The sequence below is a fragment of the Pseudomonas sp. SED1 genome (assembly GCF_034044025.1).
In the GTDB taxonomy this organism is placed as follows: domain Bacteria; phylum Pseudomonadota; class Gammaproteobacteria; order Pseudomonadales; family Pseudomonadaceae; genus Aquipseudomonas.
Map to the genome: position 1 here is coordinate 1 of NZ_JAXCIS010000231.1, position 17,122 is coordinate 17,122.

Sequence of the window (17,122 nt, forward strand, 5' to 3'; positions counted from 1 at the left end):
TTTAGATCCGACCCATTCAGTCAATCAGTCGTTGCCACCAGCTTCCTGAACAGATTTTTCAAAACCGCACTATATTGGTGCGATACGCTGCACCCTTCCCACTTACGCAACCCATTTTGGTTCGAAACTTCCCGCTCAAGCTGGCAGAACGCCACAGTTTCGCGCCTTAACCCCCCATTTCAGGGCTTTAACGCTTCTTTTCGGAGCTTTGGTTTGTTTTTTGCATTTTCCTTGTATCAGCGCATGCCTCAAGGCCGCGCCTTGCTCCAAAAGAGGTCCTAATGACCATCAGCGACGCCCTGCACCGCCTGCTACTCGACAACCTGACCACCGCGACCATTCTGCTCAATGACGAACTGCGCCTTGAGTACATGAACCCGGCGGCGGAAATGCTGCTGGCCATCAGCGGACAGCGCAGCCATGGGCAATTCATCAGTGAGCTGTTCACCGAGTCGGCCGAGGCCTTGAGCTCATTGCGCCAGGCCGTGGAGCAGGCGCACCCGTTCACCAAGCGCGAAGCGATGCTCACCGCCCTCACCGGCCAGACCCTGACCGTCGACTACGCGGTAACGCCGATCCTGAGTCACGGCGCGACCCTGCTGCTGCTGGAGGTGCACCCCCGGGACCGCCTGCTGCGCATCACCAAGGAAGAGGCGCAATTGTCCAAGCAGGAAACCAGCAAGATGCTGGTGCGCGGCCTGGCCCATGAGATCAAGAACCCGCTGGGCGGGATTCGCGGCGCCGCACAGTTGCTGGCCCGAGAGCTGCCGGACGAGAACCTCAAGGACTACACCAACGTCATCATCGAGGAAGCCGACCGCCTGCGTAACCTGGTAGACCGCATGCTCGGCTCCAACAAGCTGCCGTCGCTGGCGATGACCAACGTCCACGAAGTATTGGAGCGGGTTTGCCAACTGGTGGAGGCCGAAAGCCAGGGCTGCATCACCTTGGTGCGCGACTACGACCCAAGCATTCCCGACGTATTGATCGACCGCGAGCAGATGATCCAGGCGGTGCTCAATATCGTGCGCAACGCGATGCAGGCCATCAGCAGCCAGAACGAACTGCGCCTGGGCCGCATCAGCCTGCGCACCCGCGCCTTGCGCCAGTTCACCATCGGCCACGTGCGCCATCGCCTGGTGACCAAGGTCGAGATCATCGACAACGGGCCGGGCATCCCTGCCGAGCTGCAGGAAACCATCTTTTTCCCAATGGTCAGCGGCCGCCCGGACGGTACCGGACTCGGCTTGGCCATTACCCAGAACATCATCAGCCAGCACCAGGGCTTGATCGAATGTGAGAGCCATCCCGGCCACACCACCTTCTCGATCTTTCTGCCACTGGAACAAGGAGCCCCATCGACATGAGCCGTAGTGAAACTGTCTGGATCGTCGATGACGACCGTTCTATCCGCTGGGTCCTGGAGAAAGCCTTGCAACAGGAAGGCATGACCACCCAGAGCTTCGACAGCGCCGACGGGGTGATGAGCCGCCTGGCTCGCCAGCAGCCCGACGTGATCATCTCCGACATCCGCATGCCCGGCGCCAGTGGCCTGGACCTGCTGGCGCGGATTCGCGAGCAGCACCCGCGCCTGCCGGTGATCATCATGACCGCGCACTCGGACCTGGACAGCGCTGTCGCGTCCTATCAGGGCGGCGCCTTTGAATACCTGCCAAAACCGTTCGACGTGGACGAAGCGGTGGCGCTGGTAAAACGCGCCAACCAGCACGCTCAGGAACAACAGAATCAGGAAGCCCCGCCTGCCCTGACCCGAACCCCGGAAATCATCGGCGAAGCGCCGGCGATGCAGGAAGTGTTTCGCGCCATCGGACGCTTGAGCCATTCCAACATCACCGTGCTGATCAACGGCGAGTCGGGTACCGGTAAAGAGCTGGTGGCCCACGCCCTGCACCGTCACAGCCCACGGGCGGCGTCGCCGTTCATTGCATTGAACATGGCGGCGATTCCGAAAGACTTGATGGAATCGGAACTGTTCGGCCACGAAAAAGGCGCGTTCACTGGCGCGGCCAACCTGCGCCGTGGCCGTTTTGAACAGGCCGATGGCGGCACGTTGTTCCTCGATGAAATCGGCGACATGCCGGCCGACACCCAGACCCGCTTGCTGCGGGTACTGGCCGACGGCGAGTTTTACCGGGTAGGCGGGCACACGCCGGTCAAGGTCGACGTACGCATCATCGCGGCTACCCACCAGAACCTGGAAACCCTGGTGCATGCCGGGAAATTCCGTGAAGATTTGTTCCACCGCCTGAACGTGATCCGCATCCACATCCCACGGATGTCGGACCGCCGCGAAGACATCCCGACCCTGGCCCGTCACTTCCTCAGCCGCGCCGCCCAAGAGCTGGCCGTCGAGCCGAAGCTGCTGAAAAGCGAGACCGAGGAATACCTGAAGAACCTGCCATGGCCGGGCAACGTGCGTCAGTTGGAGAACACCTGCCGCTGGATCACGGTGATGGCGTCCGGGCGCGAAGTGCATATCAGCGACCTGCCGCCTGAGCTGCTGAGCCTCCCGCAGGATTCGGCACCGGTGACCAACTGGGAGCAGGCACTGCGCCAGTGGGCCGACCAGGCTCTGGCACGTGGCCAGTCGAACCTGCTGGACAGCGCTGTGCCGGCTTTCGAGCGGATCATGATCGAAACCGCTCTCAAGCATACCGCCGGCCGTCGTCGCGACGCCGCCGTGCTGCTGGGCTGGGGCCGTAACACCCTGACGCGCAAGATCAAGGAGTTGGGGATGAAGGTCGATGGTGGGGATGATGACGAAGGTGATGAGGGCTGATTGCCTTCTCACAACCACCGAAAAGCCCGCTCCCACATTTGGACCTCCACAAAGTTTCAGCACCGTGCACCGCTTCAATGCACCACGAACCGGCATCGCGCACTTATCCGACCCCTGAAACACATGCCTTGTTAAAAAAATATTAAAAGCTGAAAACGCCAAAGCCCCGTATTCCGGGGCTTTGCGCTTTCTGAAGAAATTTCTTGGCACAACTTTGCAATTCTGGCACGCGCCCTGCAATAACCCTGTTACTACCCAGTTTCGGGGACCTTGGTACAGGCAGGCCGAGAATCCCCTCTTTACACCCGGGGTGCTTGATGCGGATCGCGTCGCGCCCCACACCCGTTTCGGGAACCTCGGTACAGGCAGGCCGGGGATTCCCTCTTTAACACCGAAGCCTTTGGCTTCACCCCGTTTTGGGAGCCCTGGTACAGGCAGGCCGGGAACTCCCTTCTTTACACCCGGGGCTTATGAGGCAACGCGCCCATAGCCCCAGCCCGTTTTGGGAACCTTGGTACAGGCAGGCCGGGGATTCCCTCTTTTATTGCTCCTGGAGATGGATCTCCACCCGCCAGCGCCCCTCGACCTTCTCCCCCGACCACGCCCCACGCAACGGCCGAGCCGCCACCAGGTTCAGCAGCAAGCCGCCATCGGTCTTGCGGATGCGCCAGTTCACATCCTTGTCGTTGACCTTCAGTCGCCCGCCCTGAGCCTTGCCCAGCGCGTCGAACAGCAGCGCCACCGTGCCGTCGATATGCTCGCCGTGCAGCTTGGGTTCGCTGTTGAACCACACCACCAGGCCATCGGTGGCAGGCTCTACCTGCTGCAACTCGACCGGGTCTGGTGTGGTCAGCCGGCCGATCATCAGGCCCACCATCAAGCCGACAATTGCCAACGAGCCTAAAACCCGTGGCAATAGCTTCGGCCTGGGGTCTTCTTCAGGGGTAGAATGCAGCGCATCTTTGCCTTCGGAGCCGTGCATGTTTCACGTCATCCTTTTTCAACCAGAAATTCCGCCGAATACCGGCAACGTTATCAGGCTGTGCGCCAACAGTGGCTGCCACCTGCATTTGATCGAGCCCTTGGGTTTCGATATGGACGACAAGCGCCTGCGCCGCGCCGGGCTGGACTACCACGAGTACGCCACCCTGCAACGCCACGCGGACCTCGCCAGTTGCCTGGAAAGCCTGAACCACCCGCGGTTGTTCGCGTTTACCACCAAGGGCTCGCGGCCGTTCCATGATGCCAGCTTTGCCGAAGGCGACGCCTTCCTGTTCGGCCCGGAAAGCCGCGGCCTGCCGGCGGACGTCCTCGACGCCCTGCCCGAAGGCCACCGCCTGCGCCTGCCGATGCGCGAAGGCTGTCGCAGCCTGAACCTGTCCAACACCGTGGCCGTCGCCGTGTATGAGGGCTGGCGCCAACTCGGTTTCAAATAGCGCACATAACCAATGTGGGAGCGGGCTTGCTCGCGAAAAACGTTAACGATGACGCGGGCATCCTGAATGGACACAGCGCTCTCAGGTTTTTCGCGAGCAAGCTCGCTCCTACAGGGGGCTCGCCCAATAAAAAAGCGCCTGTTATGGCGCTTTTTTATGCAGCAACAGCTTACTGAACCGTTGGCGAACCTTCCTGTTGCATGCGCTGCAGCTCTTGCGCATACAGGGCATCGAAGTTCACGGGAGCCAGCATCAGCGCCGGGAACGAGCCACGGGTGACCAGGCTGTCCAGAGTCTCACGGGCATACGGGAACAGGATGTTCGGGCAGAACGCGCCCAGGGTGTGGCTCATGGACGCTTCGTCCAGGCCCTGGATCAGGAAGATACCAGCCTGCTGCACTTCAGCGATGAAGGCCACTTCTTCGCCGTTCTTGACGGTAACCGACAAGGTCAGCACGACCTCGTGGAAGTCGCCTTCCAGAGCCTTTTGACGGGTGTTCAGGTCCAGCGCAACGCTCGGGGTCCATTCCTGACGGAAGATGGCCGGGCTTTTCGGCGCCTCGAACGACAAGTCACGTACGTAGATACGCTGCAGGGAAAATTGTGGGCCTTGAGCTTCTTCTGCTGCCGCTTCGGTGTTCTGTTGGTCAGTCATCGCAGATCCTTCGTGATCTTGGGGTCTTTTAGGGGTTAGGAGTCAGACGTGAAGCAGCGCATCCAGTTTACCGGCGCGCTCGAGTGCGAACAGGTCATCGCATCCACCGACATGCTTGTCACCGATCCAGATCTGCGGCACGGACGTGCGTCCCGCTTTCTTGGTCATCTCGGCGCGCACCTGGGGCTTGCCATCAACCTTGATCTCTTCGAAGGCAATGCCCTTTTTCTCAAGCAGGGCCTTGGCCCGCATGCAATAAGGGCAATAATCGCTGGAATAAACGACAACCTGGCTCATATCACTTCACCAGCGGCAGGTTGTCGCCACGCCAGCTGGAAATGCCACCCGACAGTTTGGCGGCGTTGAAGCCGGTTTTCAGCATCTCGCGGGCGTGGGTGCCGGAGTGCTGGCCTTGGGCGTCGACCAGGATGATGGTCTTGCCCTTGTACTTTTCCAGCTCGGCCAGGCGCGAAATCAGCTTGTCCTGGGGAATGTTCAGCGCGCCGACAATGTGACCGGCGGCGAAATCCTTGGCGGGACGAATGTCCACCACTACAGCCTCATCCTTGTTGACCAGGGCGGTCAGCTCGGACGTGCTGAGGCTGCGGCCACCGCGGCTCATTTCATGAGCGATCAGCAGCGCCAGCAGTACGACGAACGCACCAGCGAGCAAATAGTGGGTAGTGGCAAATGCAATCAGGTGATCAACCATCAAGGAGGTTCCAGGGCGTTAAAATGGCGGTAAGTATACACAGCCGTCATGGCCGGCCAACCCCCGTAAAGCGGTGACGTGGTCGGAACTTCGCTTTAAACTGCCACTCCCTTTTCAATTGCCTTCATTCATTACCGCCGCGAGAGGATCTATGACTACTACGCCTAAACCTTTGGTCCTGATAATTCTCGATGGCTTCGGACACAGTGAAAGCCACCACGACAACGCTGTGTACTCGGCCAAGAAGCCAGTACTGGACCGTCTGAGCGCTACCGTACCGAACGGCCTTATCTCGGGCTCGGGCATGGATGTTGGCCTGCCGGATGGCCAAATGGGCAACTCGGAAGTCGGCCACATGAACCTCGGTGCCGGACGAGTGGTATATCAAGACTTCACCCGCGTGACCAAATCGATCCGCGACGGCGAGTTTTTCGAGAACCCGACCATCTGCGCGGCGGTGGATAAAGCAGTCAAGGCCGGCAAGGCCGTGCACTTCATGGGCCTGCTGTCCGACGGCGGCGTCCACAGCCACCAGGACCACCTGATCGCCATGGCCGAACTGGCCTTCAAGCGCGGCGCCGAAAAAATCTACCTGCACGCCTTCCTTGACGGTCGCGACACCCCGCCGAAAAGCGCCCAGTCCTCCATCGAACTGCTGGACGAAACCTTCAAGACCCTCGGCAAGGGCCGCATCGCCAGCCTGGTCGGCCGTTACTTCGCGATGGACCGTGACAACCGCTGGGACCGCGTAGCCCAGGCCTACAACCTGATCGTCGACGGCCAGGCCGAATTCAACGCCGCCACCGCCCAGGAAGGCCTGGAAGCCGCCTATGCCCGTGGCGAGAGCGACGAATTCGTCAAGGCCACCACCATCGGTGAACCGGTAAAAGTCGAAGATGGCGACGCCCTGGTGTTCATGAACTTCCGCGCCGACCGTGCCCGCGAGCTGAGCCATGTGTTTGTCGATGACGGTTTCAAGGACTTCCAGCGCGCCCGCCAGCCGAAAGTCGAATTCGTGATGTTGACCCAATACGCCGCCAACATCCCGGCCCCGTCGGCATTCGCCCCGGGCAGCCTGGAAAACGTGCTGGGCGACTACCTGGCGAAAAACGGCAAGACCCAGCTGCGCATTGCCGAAACCGAGAAATACGCCCACGTGACCTTCTTCTTCTCCGGCGGTCGTGAAGAACCGTTCCCGGGCGAAGAGCGCATCCTGATCCCGTCGCCGAAAGTCGCTACCTACGACCTGCAGCCGGAGATGAGTGCCCCGGAAGTCACGGACAAGATCGTCGACGCCATCGAACACCAGCGTTACGACGTGATCGTGGTCAACTACGCCAACGGCGACATGGTGGGCCACAGCGGCAACCTCGAAGCGGCGGTAAAAGCCGTGGAATGCCTGGACCTGTGCGTCGGCCGCATTGTCGACGCCCTGGACAAGGTAGGCGGCGAAGCGTTGATCACCGCCGACCACGGCAACTGCGAGCAAATGTCCGACGAATCCACCGGCCAGGCCCACACAGCCCATACCACCGAGCCGGTGCCGTTTATCTACGTCGGCAAACGCGACCTGAAAGTGCGTGACGGCGGTGTACTGGCCGACGTGGCGCCGACCATGCTGATGCTGATGGGGCTGGAGAAGCCGAAAGAGATGACTGGCACTTCGATTCTGGTCTGACACAGTTCAGGGGTTGCTCAAAACAGGCAGCCCGTCAATAATGGACTCGAGCGCGAAACCAGTTGCCTCCAGCGGCGATAACTGGCGTAGGAACCCCGCAGATGGCTGGATATCCGCGTAGGGTGAGACCTCCACACCCCTGCTTGAGGGTGTGTATATGAATATCAAGCAAGCACTACTTAGGGCAGTTCGAAAGAGCTGCCCTTTTCTTTGGGCGTCACAAAAGCTCGTAACGCTTATAGAGCAACTCACCATGGCGATGCTTATTCAAGGCTTTAGCGTCTGTCTGCATGAAGTTCCACAGCACATTGCCAGCCTGAATATTGACTACCACCAGCATCTGCCTTTTGGATTCATAAGCCCCAATGAATGCTAAACGAGCGGAGCAGTCACTATAAGCAACACGCCATATTTCCAGAGGTCCCATCAACGTGTCCAAGGCGAACCTGACATAACGCTCTCTGGCGTCCTGCCGCTTTTCAACAATGTGCTGCAGACAACTGCGCCTAATCGCTATTTGCCCCAAAGGCGAGGCAATTTCCACTTCCGAACAGCTCGAATGGGCAATGCCAAAATGCATTGCGACTATGTCCATGGCCGCTTCGACGTCGTTGCCGGCGGCCACTTCCTCAAGTGGACGCGCTCGCAAAGCCCGATCCAGACTACGGAGGTCGGGAAGCCCATAATCGAGCCACGTTTGCTGGCCTTTTGACTCGTGAATACAGGGCATTGCTGACTATGCCAACCGTCGGATTAACAGGGCCGACGAGTCTATTCCGAGCGCAAAGGCACCGTTAGGGTGGAGCATTTCAAGGCATTTCGCGAAGCACACAAAACAACTGCAGAAGCACGACACGACGTTCTATACCGCTCGTCGCCTTTGAAGGACTATGGGACTTGTCCACAATCGCTTGCAGAATGCAGCCACTGGGCACCTAACTTGCCTGCCAACCCGAATTGGGCGTTTTTTTTGCAGCGCTTGGCGGGCATACTAGGCCGTCCCTTTCCCTGGTGTCGCCCGCCTCTATGCTTCGCGCCTTGATTACCCTTGCTCTTGTCTGCCTGCTTCAACCGGCGTTTGCCGATGAGCGCGCACAAACCCAACAACAGTTGGACGCTACGCGTCAGGACATTACCGAGCTCAAGAAGCTGCTCGGCAAGCTCCAGGAAGAGAAATCCGGTGTGCAGAAAGACCTGCGCGGCACGGAAACCGAGATGGGCAAGCTGGAGAAGCAGGTCCAGGAGCTGCAAAAAGAATTAAAGAAGAGCGAGTCGGAACTGGAGCGACTCGACGCTGAGAAAAAAAAACTCCAGAGCGCCCGCGTTGAACAGCAACGCCTGATCGCGATCCAGGCCCGCGCCGCCTACCAGAACGGCCGCCAGGAATATCTCAAGCTGCTGCTCAACCAGCAGAACCCGGAAAAATTCGCCCGCACCCTCACCTATTACGACTACCTGAGCAAGGCCCGCCTGGAGCAACTGAAAAGCTTCAACGAGACCCTGCGCCAGTTGGCCAACGTCGAAACAGAAATTGCCAACCAGCAATCGCAGTTGCTCGACCAGAAAACCGCCCTCGACAGCCAGCGCGACGAGCTGGACAAGGTTCGCAAGGAGCGCCAGCAAGCGCTGGCCAAGCTGAATGACGACGTGAAGGCCCGTGACGCCAAGCTCCAGGCCCGCGAGCAGGATCAGGCCGACCTGGGCAAAGTCCTGAAAACCATCGAGGAAACCCTGGCGCGCCAGGCCCGTGAGGCAGAGCAAGCGCGGCAAAAAGCGCTGCTGGCCCAGCAGGAAGCCGAAAAAAAGCGCGAGCGTGAGGCCGCCGAGGCAGTCGCCACTGATGCCCCGGCCCCGCGTAAACCGGCGCGTGCAGCGCCTGGCCCATTGGTTTCCAGCTCCGGCGAATCGTTTGGCGGACCTTTTGCTTCAGCTCGGGGCAAACTTCCATGGCCAGTTGATGGTCGATTACTGGCACGCTTTGGTGAAACCCGCGGCGATGACACCCGCGCCAAGTGGGACGGTGTGATGATCAGTGCCGGTGCCGGCACCCAGGTCCACGCCATTCACGGCGGCCGTGTGGTGTTCGCCGATTGGCTGCGTGGCGCAGGTTTGTTGGTGATTCTTGACCACGGTAATGGCTATTTGAGCCTTTACGGCCACAATCAAACTTTGCTTAAAGCGGCAGGTGATGTTGTAAAAGCCGGTGAATCCATCTCCACTGTCGGTAACAGTGGTGGCCAGGACACTCCGGCGCTGTACTTCGCTATTCGTCAGCAGGGCCGCCCGAGCGACCCGGCACAATGGTGCCGTACCCAAGGATAAGGGTCGCATCTACATTAGGAGTTCGTTCGACATGCTGCATTTGTCCCGCCTCACATCGCTGGCCCTGACGATCGCCCTGGTGATCGGCGCGCCTTTGGCATTCGCCGACCAGACCGCCCAGTCAGCCACGGCTGCGACCACCAAGGCCCCGCTGCCGCTGGACGAGTTGCGCACCTTCGCCGAGGTCATGGACCGGATCAAGGCGGCCTATGTCGAACCTGTAGACGACAAGACCCTGCTGGAAAATGCCATCAAGGGCATGCTCAGCAACCTTGACCCGCACTCTGCCTACCTGGGCCCGGAAGATTTCGCCGAGCTGCAGGAAAGCACCAGTGGTGAATTCGGTGGCCTGGGCATTGAAGTCGGCGCCGAAGACGGCCAGATCAAAGTGGTCTCGCCGATCGATGACACGCCAGCTTCCAAGGCCGGGATCCAGGCGGGCGACCTGATCGTCAAGATCAACGGCCAGCCGACCCGCGGCCAGACCATGACCGAAGCCGTCGACAAGATGCGCGGCAAGCTCGGCCAGAAAATCACCCTGACCCTGGTACGCGACGGCGGCAACCCGTTTGACGTGACCCTGGCGCGCGCCACCATTACCGTCAAGAGCGTGAAGGCCCAACTGCTGGAGTCGGGCTACGGCTACATCCGTATCACCCAGTTCCAGGTTAAGACCGGCGATGAAGTCGCCAAGGCTTTGGCCAAGCTGCGTAAAGACAACGGCAAGAAACTCAGCGGCATCGTGCTCGACCTGCGCAACAACCCAGGCGGCGTGTTGCAGGCGGCGGTGGAAGTGGTCGACCACTTCATCACCAAGGGCCTGATCGTCTACACCAAGGGCCGTATTGCCAACTCCGAACTGCGCTTCTCGGCCACCGGCAACGACCTCAGCGAAGGCGTGCCGATGGTTGTGCTGATCAACGGCGGCAGCGCCTCGGCCTCGGAAATCGTCGCCGGCGCCCTGCAAGACCAGAAACGCGGTGTGCTGATGGGCACCACCAGCTTCGGCAAAGGCTCGGTGCAAACCGTGCTGCCGCTGAACAACGAGCGCGCCCTGAAGATCACCACGGCGCTGTACTACACGCCGAATGGTCGCTCGATCCAGGCCCAGGGCATCGTGCCGGACATCGAAGTGCGCAAGGCCAAGATCACCAACGAAGCCGACAGCGAGTTCTACAAGGAAGCCGACTTGCAGGGCCACCTGGGCAATGGTAACGGCGGCGCCGACCAGCCAACCGGCAGCGGCTCTAAAGCCAAGCCGATGCCGCAGGACGACGATTATCAACTGGCCCAGGCGCTGAGCCTGCTCAAGGGCTTGAGCATTACGCGCAGCCGTTGATATGCGTTGTGGACTGATCATCGCGTTGCTGTGCTGTCTGGCGGGAGTTGCCCACGGCAACCCCGCCAGTGCAGCCCCCGCTGAACACAAAGCCTACCTGACCCTGATCATCGACGACCTTGGGCAAAACCTGCCCCGGGATCGTCGCGTGCTCGCGCTGCCCGGCCCGGTGACCACGGCGATCATGCCCGACACCCCCCACGCCGCCGAATTCGCCCGCGAAGCCCATAAGGCGGGCAAGATCGTCATCTTGCACATGCCTATGGACCCGGCCACCGGCCCCTTTGCCTGGCACCCCGAGCTACCCATCGAAGAGTTGGGCAAACGCCTGGACGCAGCTTTCAAGGCTGTGCCCTACACCGCCGGCATCAACAACCACATGGGCAGCCGCATGACCGCCCAGCCGGAGGCGATGGCCTGGTTGATGGGTGAGTTGCAACGGCGCCACAAGTTCTTCGTCGACAGCCGTACCAGCGCTAAAACCGTCGCCGCCGCCGAGGCGCAGAAGATTGGTTTGGCCAGCGTCTCGCGGGACGTGTTCCTCGATGACGAACGCACTGAAGCGGCCATCACCACTCAATTGCAGACCGCAATCAAGCTGGCCCACAAACAGGGTTCTGCGGTGATGATCGGCCATCCTTATCCACAAACGCTGGCGGTGCTGGAACGGGAGCTGCCCAAGCTCAAGGCCCAGGGCGTCGAGTGGATCGATATCAAGTTGATGATCAGCGTGCGCAGTAACCAGGCCATGGCCGGCCACGGTAAAAACGGCACCTATCGCTAGCGCTACATAGCTACTGCCCATCACCCGGCAGGCTCTCCGATAGTGGATCCCTGGATCAACTGGAGAGTCTCCTCATGAACGCACTGCAATACAAAGACCTGCTTATCAATTTCACGTCCGAATTCATCCCTCTGTGGAATGACCGGGGATCGGGAGTTTACAAGTCCATAAGCTTTTGGCGGCCGGCCACTTCAGCCGACCCGTTGAGCCAGTTTTTCTCGCTGGGTGACATAGCGGTCGAAGGTTATCGCAATATCAACCAGCAGAAAGTCGTCGCCGTCGTCAGCGACGCGAATAAGGCCGGCGGCACCGCACTTCGCTCACCCGATGAGTTCGAGCTGGTGTGGAAAGATGCCGGCTCGGGTGCGCGCACCGACTTTTCCCTCTGGCGCCCATTGCCACCTGAAGGCTATGTATCCATGGGGCTGGTGTGCGGCGTGGGCTACGACAAACCGTCGCGCAATGCGGTGCGCTGTGTGCGGGAGGATCTGGTCATGGCCGCGCGGACCGGGCAATTGATCTGGACCGACAAGGGCAGTGGTGCGCCAATGGACTTCAGTGCCTGGGGCATCACGCCAGCCGACGCAGCCCCTGGTGAAATCAACCTGGCCCCCGGCACCTTTATCGGTACCGCCAGCTATGCCAAACCGACCACCGCCAGCTATACGTTGCGCCTGCCGTTGACCGCCGATCTGAAGGAGTTGCCTGAGCCGCCGCCGCTCTCCGGGTACGCGCCACCTGCGGCACTGCACACACTGGAACAACCTCAGGTGTGCCAACTCCCCTGGTTTGCGGTGAAAGACCCGGACCTGAGCCCCATCGAACAATTGCAAACCTGCCCGATGTATCGACTGGAAAGGATTGATCATTACTTGTTCGTCGGCTTTGGACACAACCAAACGGCCACCAGCCAACCATTCATGTGGACCGCCACCAAGGGCGAGACCGGGAGGCAGTCAAGGGCCCTCACCGCGACCACCAGCATTGAGCTATGCAGTGAATGGCCGTCGGATAACCGCGCATTCGAATTGAGCTTCTCCGCGCACCTGAACCAGGAATTCACCCATTGCCAGCGTTCGGCGAAGGGCTGGGGAGATTTATCGACTCTGGAAATCATCAGCTATATCCCGGCCAACAAAGCCGTCGCGGGCTACATCATTCAGAGTGAATATCGCTTGTTGCGTGAAGATGGCAGCCAGGTGACCGGCACCGTCACCTATACCAACGGCGATAACGTATACGTGAGCGAGTATCCCGCCTCCGAGCCGGAGCGCATTGGCGAGCCGCCAGTCGAGCAGGCCGTGGAACCAACCCAGGCCGAGCCCAACCTAGAGATAACGCCCCATGATTTCATCGACGACACCCTCCTGCCGTAACTGATCCAGGGCTGCCTGAAGCTTGGCCACCGTCTCGTCCGGTACGTTCTTGTTCAGCGCCAGGTACAGCTCGGCACTGTTGAAACGCAGCACGGTCTTGAGCCCGGTCACCCCGACCTGGCGCGCCAGGTAACGGCCCGCCGGGTCGCCGGTGGCCCACAGGTCGATCTGGCCATCGAGCAATTTTTGCGCGTTGTCTTGATCCCGCAGCACGATCACCGGCTTGAGGCCCTGCTTCTCCAGGCTCTCGGCGATGGCATCACCCTTATAGGCGCCGATCTTGTAGCGCCGAGCGTGCTCAAGGTCGGTCAGCTGGATCTTGCTGTCGGCCTTGGCCAGCAGCACCCAATCGTCCGGGCCGATGGGGCCGACCCATTTGAACAGCGCCTCACGGTCCGGCAGGCGTGCCATCACGAACACGCCATAGCCGGGTTTTTCCAGGGCGAGTTTGTAGATTCGCTCCCAAGGGAAGCGCAGGGTCAGGTTGTAGGAGATGCCGGCACGCTTGAAGGTCTCGCGGACGATGTCCACGGCAATACCTTCGATGTTCTCTTCCCTGGCGAAATTCTTGCCGTTTTTCGCCATATTGTAGGGCGGGAAGTTTTCCGTCAGCAGCACCAGGGAAGCGCCGTCGGACGGCTCATCGGCGTGGGCCGAACCCGTCAATAGAACGGTGGTACTGGCGAGGGCGAGCAGCAGGTCTCTGAACATGAAAGTTACCGGAATCCATGGCAAGCCCAGAGAGTGCCGCGAGCCTGCCATGGTGTCCAGTGACGTTTAGCGAACGACGATACCGCGTGCCGCCATGTAGGCCTTGGCCTCGGGAACGGTGTATTCGCCAAAGTGGAAAATACTCGCCGCCAACACTGCACTGGCATGGCCTTCGATCACGCCGTCAGCCAGGTGCTGCAGGTTGCCGACGCCGCCGGAAGCGATTACCGGGATGCCCAGCGCGTCGCTGATGGCACGGGTCACGCCCAGGTCGAAGCCGTTTTTCATGCCGTCCTGGTCCATGCTGGTCAGCAGGATTTCACCGGCGCCCAGGGCTTCCATCTTCATCGCCCACTCCACGGCATCCAACCCGGTAGGCTTGCGCCCGCCGTGGGTGAAAATCTCCCAGCGCGGGGTTTCGCCCGGGCCGGAGACTTTCTTCGCGTCGATAGCGACGACGATGCATTGGGAGCCGAAGTGCTGCGCGGCTTCGCCGACAAATTCCGGGTTGAACACGGCGGCGGTGTTGATCGAGACCTTGTCCGCGCCGGCATTCAGCAGGTTGCGAATGTCCTGTACGGTGCGCACGCCACCGCCCACGGTCAGCGGGATAAACACCTGGCTGGCCATGCGCTCGACGGTGTGCAGCGTGGTGTCGCGACCGTCGACGCTGGCGGTGATGTCGAGAAAGGTAATCTCGTCGGCACCCTGCTCGTCGTAGCGACGGGCGATTTCCACCGGGTCGCCGGCGTCACGGATGTTCTCGAACTTGACGCCCTTGACCACGCGACCGTTGTCGACGTCCAGGCAAGGGATGATGCGTTTGGCCAGCGCCATGGTCAGTCCTCAGCCGTTGTAGGCGTCGCAGTAAGCCTGGGCTTCAGCGACGTCCAGGGTGCCTTCATAGATCGCCCGGCCGGTGATGGCGCCGATGATCCCTGGCGCCTTCGCGTCCAGCAGCGACTTGATGTCGCCCAGGTTGTGGATGCCGCCGGAAGCGATCACCGGAATCTTGGTAGCAGCGGCCAGCGCAGCGGTGAACGGTACGTTGCAGCCCTGCATCATGCCGTCTTTGGCGATGTCGGTATAAACGATGGCGGAGACGCCGTCGGCTTCAAACTGCTTCGCCAGGTCGATCACCTGGATGGTGCTGATTTCAGCCCAGCCGTCGGTGGCGACGAAACCGTCTTTAGCGTCCAGACCCACGATCACCTTGCCCGGGAACGCGCGGCAGGCTTCGGCAACGAAAGCCGGATCTTTCACGGCCTTGGTGCCGATGATCACGTAGCTCACCCCCGCTTTCACGTAGTGCTCGATGGTTTCCAGGGAGCGTATACCGCCGCCGATCTGGATCGGCAGGTTCGGGTAGCGCTTGGCGATCGCCGTCACCACTTCGCCGTTGACCGGCTGGCCTTCGAAGGCACCGTTCAAGTCCACCAGATGCAGACGACGGCAGCCGCCTTCCACCCACTTGGCAGCCATGCTCACCGGGTCATCGGAGAACACCGTGGAATCTTCCATGCGGCCCTGGCGCAGACGTACGCAGGCGCCGTCCTTGAGATCGATAGCGGGAATAATCAGCATCTGGCAAACCTTATTCGATATTCAGCGTTGCTCGGGAAATCAGGGTTTCTCGAGCGCCCACAAGTCGCTTTCGATGCTTTCGAACCTTTCTTTAAGGTGCGTCTGCACATCGAAAATCGCCCTGTTGTAATAGTGCGGAGCAATTTCAGTGGTGAACAGTTCGAGGATCTCTGCGACCTCGAACGAGCCGAGCTTGAGCTCGAAGCGGTCTTCCATGAAACGCTTGATCTTGTCGGTGGCCTCACTCTCCTGCTGGGGAGTGAGGTTCAAGATCGGCGGTTTGACCTTCTTGGCCATTACCAGCGCCCGTCCCAGGCGGCGAAGTTCTGCAGCAATTGCAGGCCATGGGTGTGGCTCTTCTCCGGGTGGAATTGCACGGCAAAGCGCGAACCGTCGGCCAGGGCCGCGGCGAAGTCGACGCCATAGTGCCCGCCACCCACCACCTGGCGCGGGTTACCGGCGGCAATGTAGTAGCTGTGCACGAAGTAGAAACGCGCCAGGTCCGGCACGTTGTGCCACAGCGGGTGATCCACGGTCCGGCGCACTTCGTTCCAGCCCATGTGCGGGACTTTCAGGTGTTCGCCGTCTTCGTGCAAATCCTTGCCGAAAAACTTCACCTGGCCCGGGAACAGGCCGATGCAGTCGACGCCGGCGTTCTCTTCACTGCTGTCGAGCAAGGCTTGCATGCCCACGCAGATGCCGAGGAACGGCCGGTCCTGGCTGACTTCACGCACCAGGCTGTCGAAGCCCAGGCGGCGAATCTCAGCCATGCAGTCGCGAATCGCGCCAACCCCCGGGAAAACCACCCGGTCGGCTTCGCGAATCACGTCGGCATCGCTGGTGATCAGTACCTTGCCGGCGCCTACGTGCTCAAGGGCCTTGGCCACCGAGTGCAGGTTACCCATGCCGTAATCGATAACCGCGACCGTCTGCATTACAGGACGCCCTTGGTCGACGGCATTTGCCCGGCCATGCGGTCATCCAGCTCTACGGCCATGCGCAGGGCGCGACCGAAGGCCTTGAACACGGTCTCGATCTGGTGGTGAGTGTTGGTGCCACGCAGGTTGTCGATGTGCAGGCTGACCAGCGCGTGGTTGACGAAGCCCTGGAAGAATTCCTGGAACAGGTCAACGTCGAAGCCGCCCACGGTGGCGCGGGTGTAGGGCACGTGCATCTGCAGGCCTGGGCGGCCGGAGAAGTCGATGACCACACGCGACAGCGCTTCATCCAGCGGGACATAGGCGTGGCCGTAGCGACGGATGCCTTTCTTGTCGCCGATGGCTTTGGCAAAAGCCTGGCCCAACGTGATACCGACGTCTTCCACCGTGTGGTGGTCGTCGATATGCAGGTCGCCCTTGCTGACGATATTCAGGTCGATCAGCCCGTGACGGGCGATCTGGTCCAGCATGTGCTCAAGAAAAGGTACACCGATATCAAATCGGGCCTTTCCGGTGCCATCCAGGTTAATCGAGGCTTTGATCTGGGTTTCCAGAGTGTCGCGCTCGACGGACGCCTTACGTTCGGCCATCACCAGCTCCGCAAAATCATTGGGCGAAAAAGGCAGCCATTATAGGGGCGCGGGCGCTAAACAGAAACATCGGAGGGGATAAGACTGATGGAGTGTCGAGGATAGACATGTCAGTACAAGTGTGGGAGCAGCTTTGCGTGGGAGCGGGCTTGCTCGCGAATGCGATGGGTCAGCCAATACATGTGCTGACTGATCCA

General features: G+C 60.4%; 19 protein-coding genes. 8 read left to right on the forward strand and 11 right to left on the reverse strand.

Annotation, left to right across the window (positions count from 1 at the left end):
* Nucleotides 1-281: 281 nt before the first annotated feature.
* Together glnL and ntrC are read left to right on the forward strand one after the other, a co-directional pair.
* On the forward strand, nt 282-1,367 hold the full coding sequence (gene glnL, locus SNL23_RS29620; protein WP_003218001.1) for a nitrogen regulation protein NR(II): 1,086 nt from the start codon (nt 282-284) through the stop codon (nt 1,365-1,367).
* The gene (gene ntrC, locus SNL23_RS29625; protein ID WP_003218003.1) at nt 1,364-2,800 is read left to right on the forward strand and encodes a nitrogen regulation protein NR(I); all 1,437 of its coding nucleotides are present in this window, start codon (nt 1,364-1,366) and stop codon (nt 2,798-2,800) included. The genes glnL and ntrC overlap by 4 nt, the downstream gene beginning before the upstream one ends.
* 541 nt (nt 2,801-3,341) lie before the next feature.
* Here the strand turns inward: ntrC and SNL23_RS29630 are convergent.
* A complete protein-coding gene (locus SNL23_RS29630; protein ID WP_318304523.1) occupies nt 3,342-3,782 on the reverse strand; it encodes a hypothetical protein in 441 nt (146 codons plus the stop codon).
* Here SNL23_RS29630 and SNL23_RS29635 point away from each other — a divergent pair.
* Nucleotides 3,781-4,236, forward strand: coding sequence for a tRNA (cytidine(34)-2'-O)-methyltransferase (locus SNL23_RS29635; RefSeq protein ID WP_076018128.1), 456 nt, complete (start codon nt 3,781-3,783; stop codon nt 4,234-4,236). The two genes, SNL23_RS29630 and SNL23_RS29635, sit on opposite strands and share 2 nt — an antisense overlap.
* A 169-nt stretch (nt 4,237-4,405) precedes the next feature.
* Here SNL23_RS29635 and secB read toward each other — a convergent pair whose 3' ends face one another.
* Genes secB through SNL23_RS29650 form a run of 3 tightly spaced genes read right to left on the reverse strand, consistent with a single transcriptional unit; the run spans nt 4,406 to nt 5,603 of the window.
* A complete protein-coding gene (gene secB, locus SNL23_RS29640) occupies nt 4,406-4,891 on the reverse strand; it encodes a protein-export chaperone SecB (protein ID WP_003218009.1) in 486 nt (161 codons plus the stop codon).
* Nucleotides 4,892-4,933: 42 nt separating this feature from the next.
* On the reverse strand, nt 4,934-5,188 hold the full coding sequence (gene grxC / locus SNL23_RS29645; protein WP_010169095.1) for a glutaredoxin 3: 255 nt from the start codon (nt 5,186-5,188) through the stop codon (nt 4,934-4,936).
* 1 nt (nt 5,189) lies between these two features.
* Nucleotides 5,190-5,603, reverse strand: coding sequence for a rhodanese-like domain-containing protein (locus tag SNL23_RS29650; protein ID WP_076018129.1), 414 nt, complete (start codon nt 5,601-5,603; stop codon nt 5,190-5,192).
* Nucleotides 5,604-5,754: 151 nt separating this feature from the next.
* Between SNL23_RS29650 and gpmI the strand changes: the two genes are divergently transcribed.
* Entirely contained in the window at nt 5,755-7,281 is a 1,527-nt protein-coding gene (gpmI, locus tag SNL23_RS29655; RefSeq protein WP_076018130.1) for a 2,3-bisphosphoglycerate-independent phosphoglycerate mutase, read from the forward strand.
* A 217-nt stretch (nt 7,282-7,498) separates the two neighbouring features.
* Here the strand turns inward: gpmI and SNL23_RS29660 are convergent, their stop codons facing one another.
* Nucleotides 7,499-8,011, reverse strand: a complete 513-nt coding sequence (locus tag SNL23_RS29660; RefSeq protein ID WP_318304527.1) for a PBECR2 nuclease fold domain-containing protein — start codon at nt 8,009-8,011, stop codon at nt 7,499-7,501.
* Between the two features lie 296 nt (nt 8,012-8,307).
* On the opposite strand from SNL23_RS29660, the gene SNL23_RS29665 reads away from it, so the two are divergent.
* From SNL23_RS29665 to SNL23_RS29680, 4 genes are all read left to right on the forward strand, one after another.
* Nucleotides 8,308-9,603: a murein hydrolase activator EnvC family protein gene (locus SNL23_RS29665; RefSeq protein WP_076018131.1), complete on the forward strand. Its 1,296-nt coding sequence runs from the start codon at nt 8,308-8,310 to the stop codon at nt 9,601-9,603.
* A gap of 31 nt (nt 9,604-9,634) precedes the next feature.
* Nucleotides 9,635-10,942, forward strand: a complete 1,308-nt coding sequence (locus tag SNL23_RS29670) for a S41 family peptidase (RefSeq protein ID WP_076018132.1) — start codon at nt 9,635-9,637, stop codon at nt 10,940-10,942.
* A gap of 1 nt (nt 10,943) precedes the next feature.
* Nucleotides 10,944-11,726, forward strand: a complete 783-nt coding sequence (locus SNL23_RS29675; RefSeq protein WP_167662997.1) for a divergent polysaccharide deacetylase family protein — start codon at nt 10,944-10,946, stop codon at nt 11,724-11,726.
* Nucleotides 11,727-11,800: 74 nt separating this feature from the next.
* Complete coding sequence (locus SNL23_RS29680) at nt 11,801-13,102, forward strand: Vps62-related protein (RefSeq protein ID WP_318304529.1); 1,302 nt, start codon at nt 11,801-11,803, stop codon at nt 13,100-13,102.
* On the opposite strand, the gene SNL23_RS29685 is transcribed toward SNL23_RS29680, so the two are convergent.
* The 6 genes from SNL23_RS29685 to hisB form a co-directional block, all read right to left on the reverse strand.
* Nucleotides 13,055-13,813, reverse strand: a complete 759-nt coding sequence (locus SNL23_RS29685) for a substrate-binding periplasmic protein (protein ID WP_318304530.1) — start codon at nt 13,811-13,813, stop codon at nt 13,055-13,057. The two genes, SNL23_RS29680 and SNL23_RS29685, sit on opposite strands and share 48 nt — an antisense overlap.
* A gap of 66 nt (nt 13,814-13,879) precedes the next feature.
* Nucleotides 13,880-14,650 carry an imidazole glycerol phosphate synthase subunit HisF gene (hisF, locus tag SNL23_RS29690; RefSeq protein WP_017138643.1) on the reverse strand — a complete coding sequence of 257 codons (771 nt, stop codon included), beginning with the start codon at nt 14,648-14,650 and terminating at the stop codon, nt 13,880-13,882.
* 9 nt (nt 14,651-14,659) lie between these two features.
* Nucleotides 14,660-15,397 (reverse strand): 1-(5-phosphoribosyl)-5-[(5-phosphoribosylamino)methylideneamino]imidazole-4-carboxamide isomerase, encoded by a 738-nt coding sequence (gene hisA, locus SNL23_RS29695; RefSeq protein WP_029295899.1) that lies wholly within the window; start codon nt 15,395-15,397, stop codon nt 14,660-14,662.
* A 39-nt stretch (nt 15,398-15,436) separates the two neighbouring features.
* On the reverse strand, nt 15,437-15,694 hold the full coding sequence (locus tag SNL23_RS29700; RefSeq protein WP_003218033.1) for a DUF2164 domain-containing protein: 258 nt from the start codon (nt 15,692-15,694) through the stop codon (nt 15,437-15,439).
* On the reverse strand, nt 15,694-16,332 hold the full coding sequence (hisH, locus tag SNL23_RS29705) for an imidazole glycerol phosphate synthase subunit HisH (protein WP_318304531.1): 639 nt from the start codon (nt 16,330-16,332) through the stop codon (nt 15,694-15,696). Before hisH ends, SNL23_RS29700 begins: the two co-directional genes overlap by 1 nt.
* Nucleotides 16,332-16,925 carry an imidazoleglycerol-phosphate dehydratase HisB gene (hisB, locus tag SNL23_RS29710; RefSeq protein WP_318304532.1) on the reverse strand — a complete coding sequence of 198 codons (594 nt, stop codon included), beginning with the start codon at nt 16,923-16,925 and terminating at the stop codon, nt 16,332-16,334. The genes hisH and hisB overlap by 1 nt, the downstream gene beginning before the upstream one ends.
* Nucleotides 16,926-17,122 lie beyond the last annotated feature (197 nt).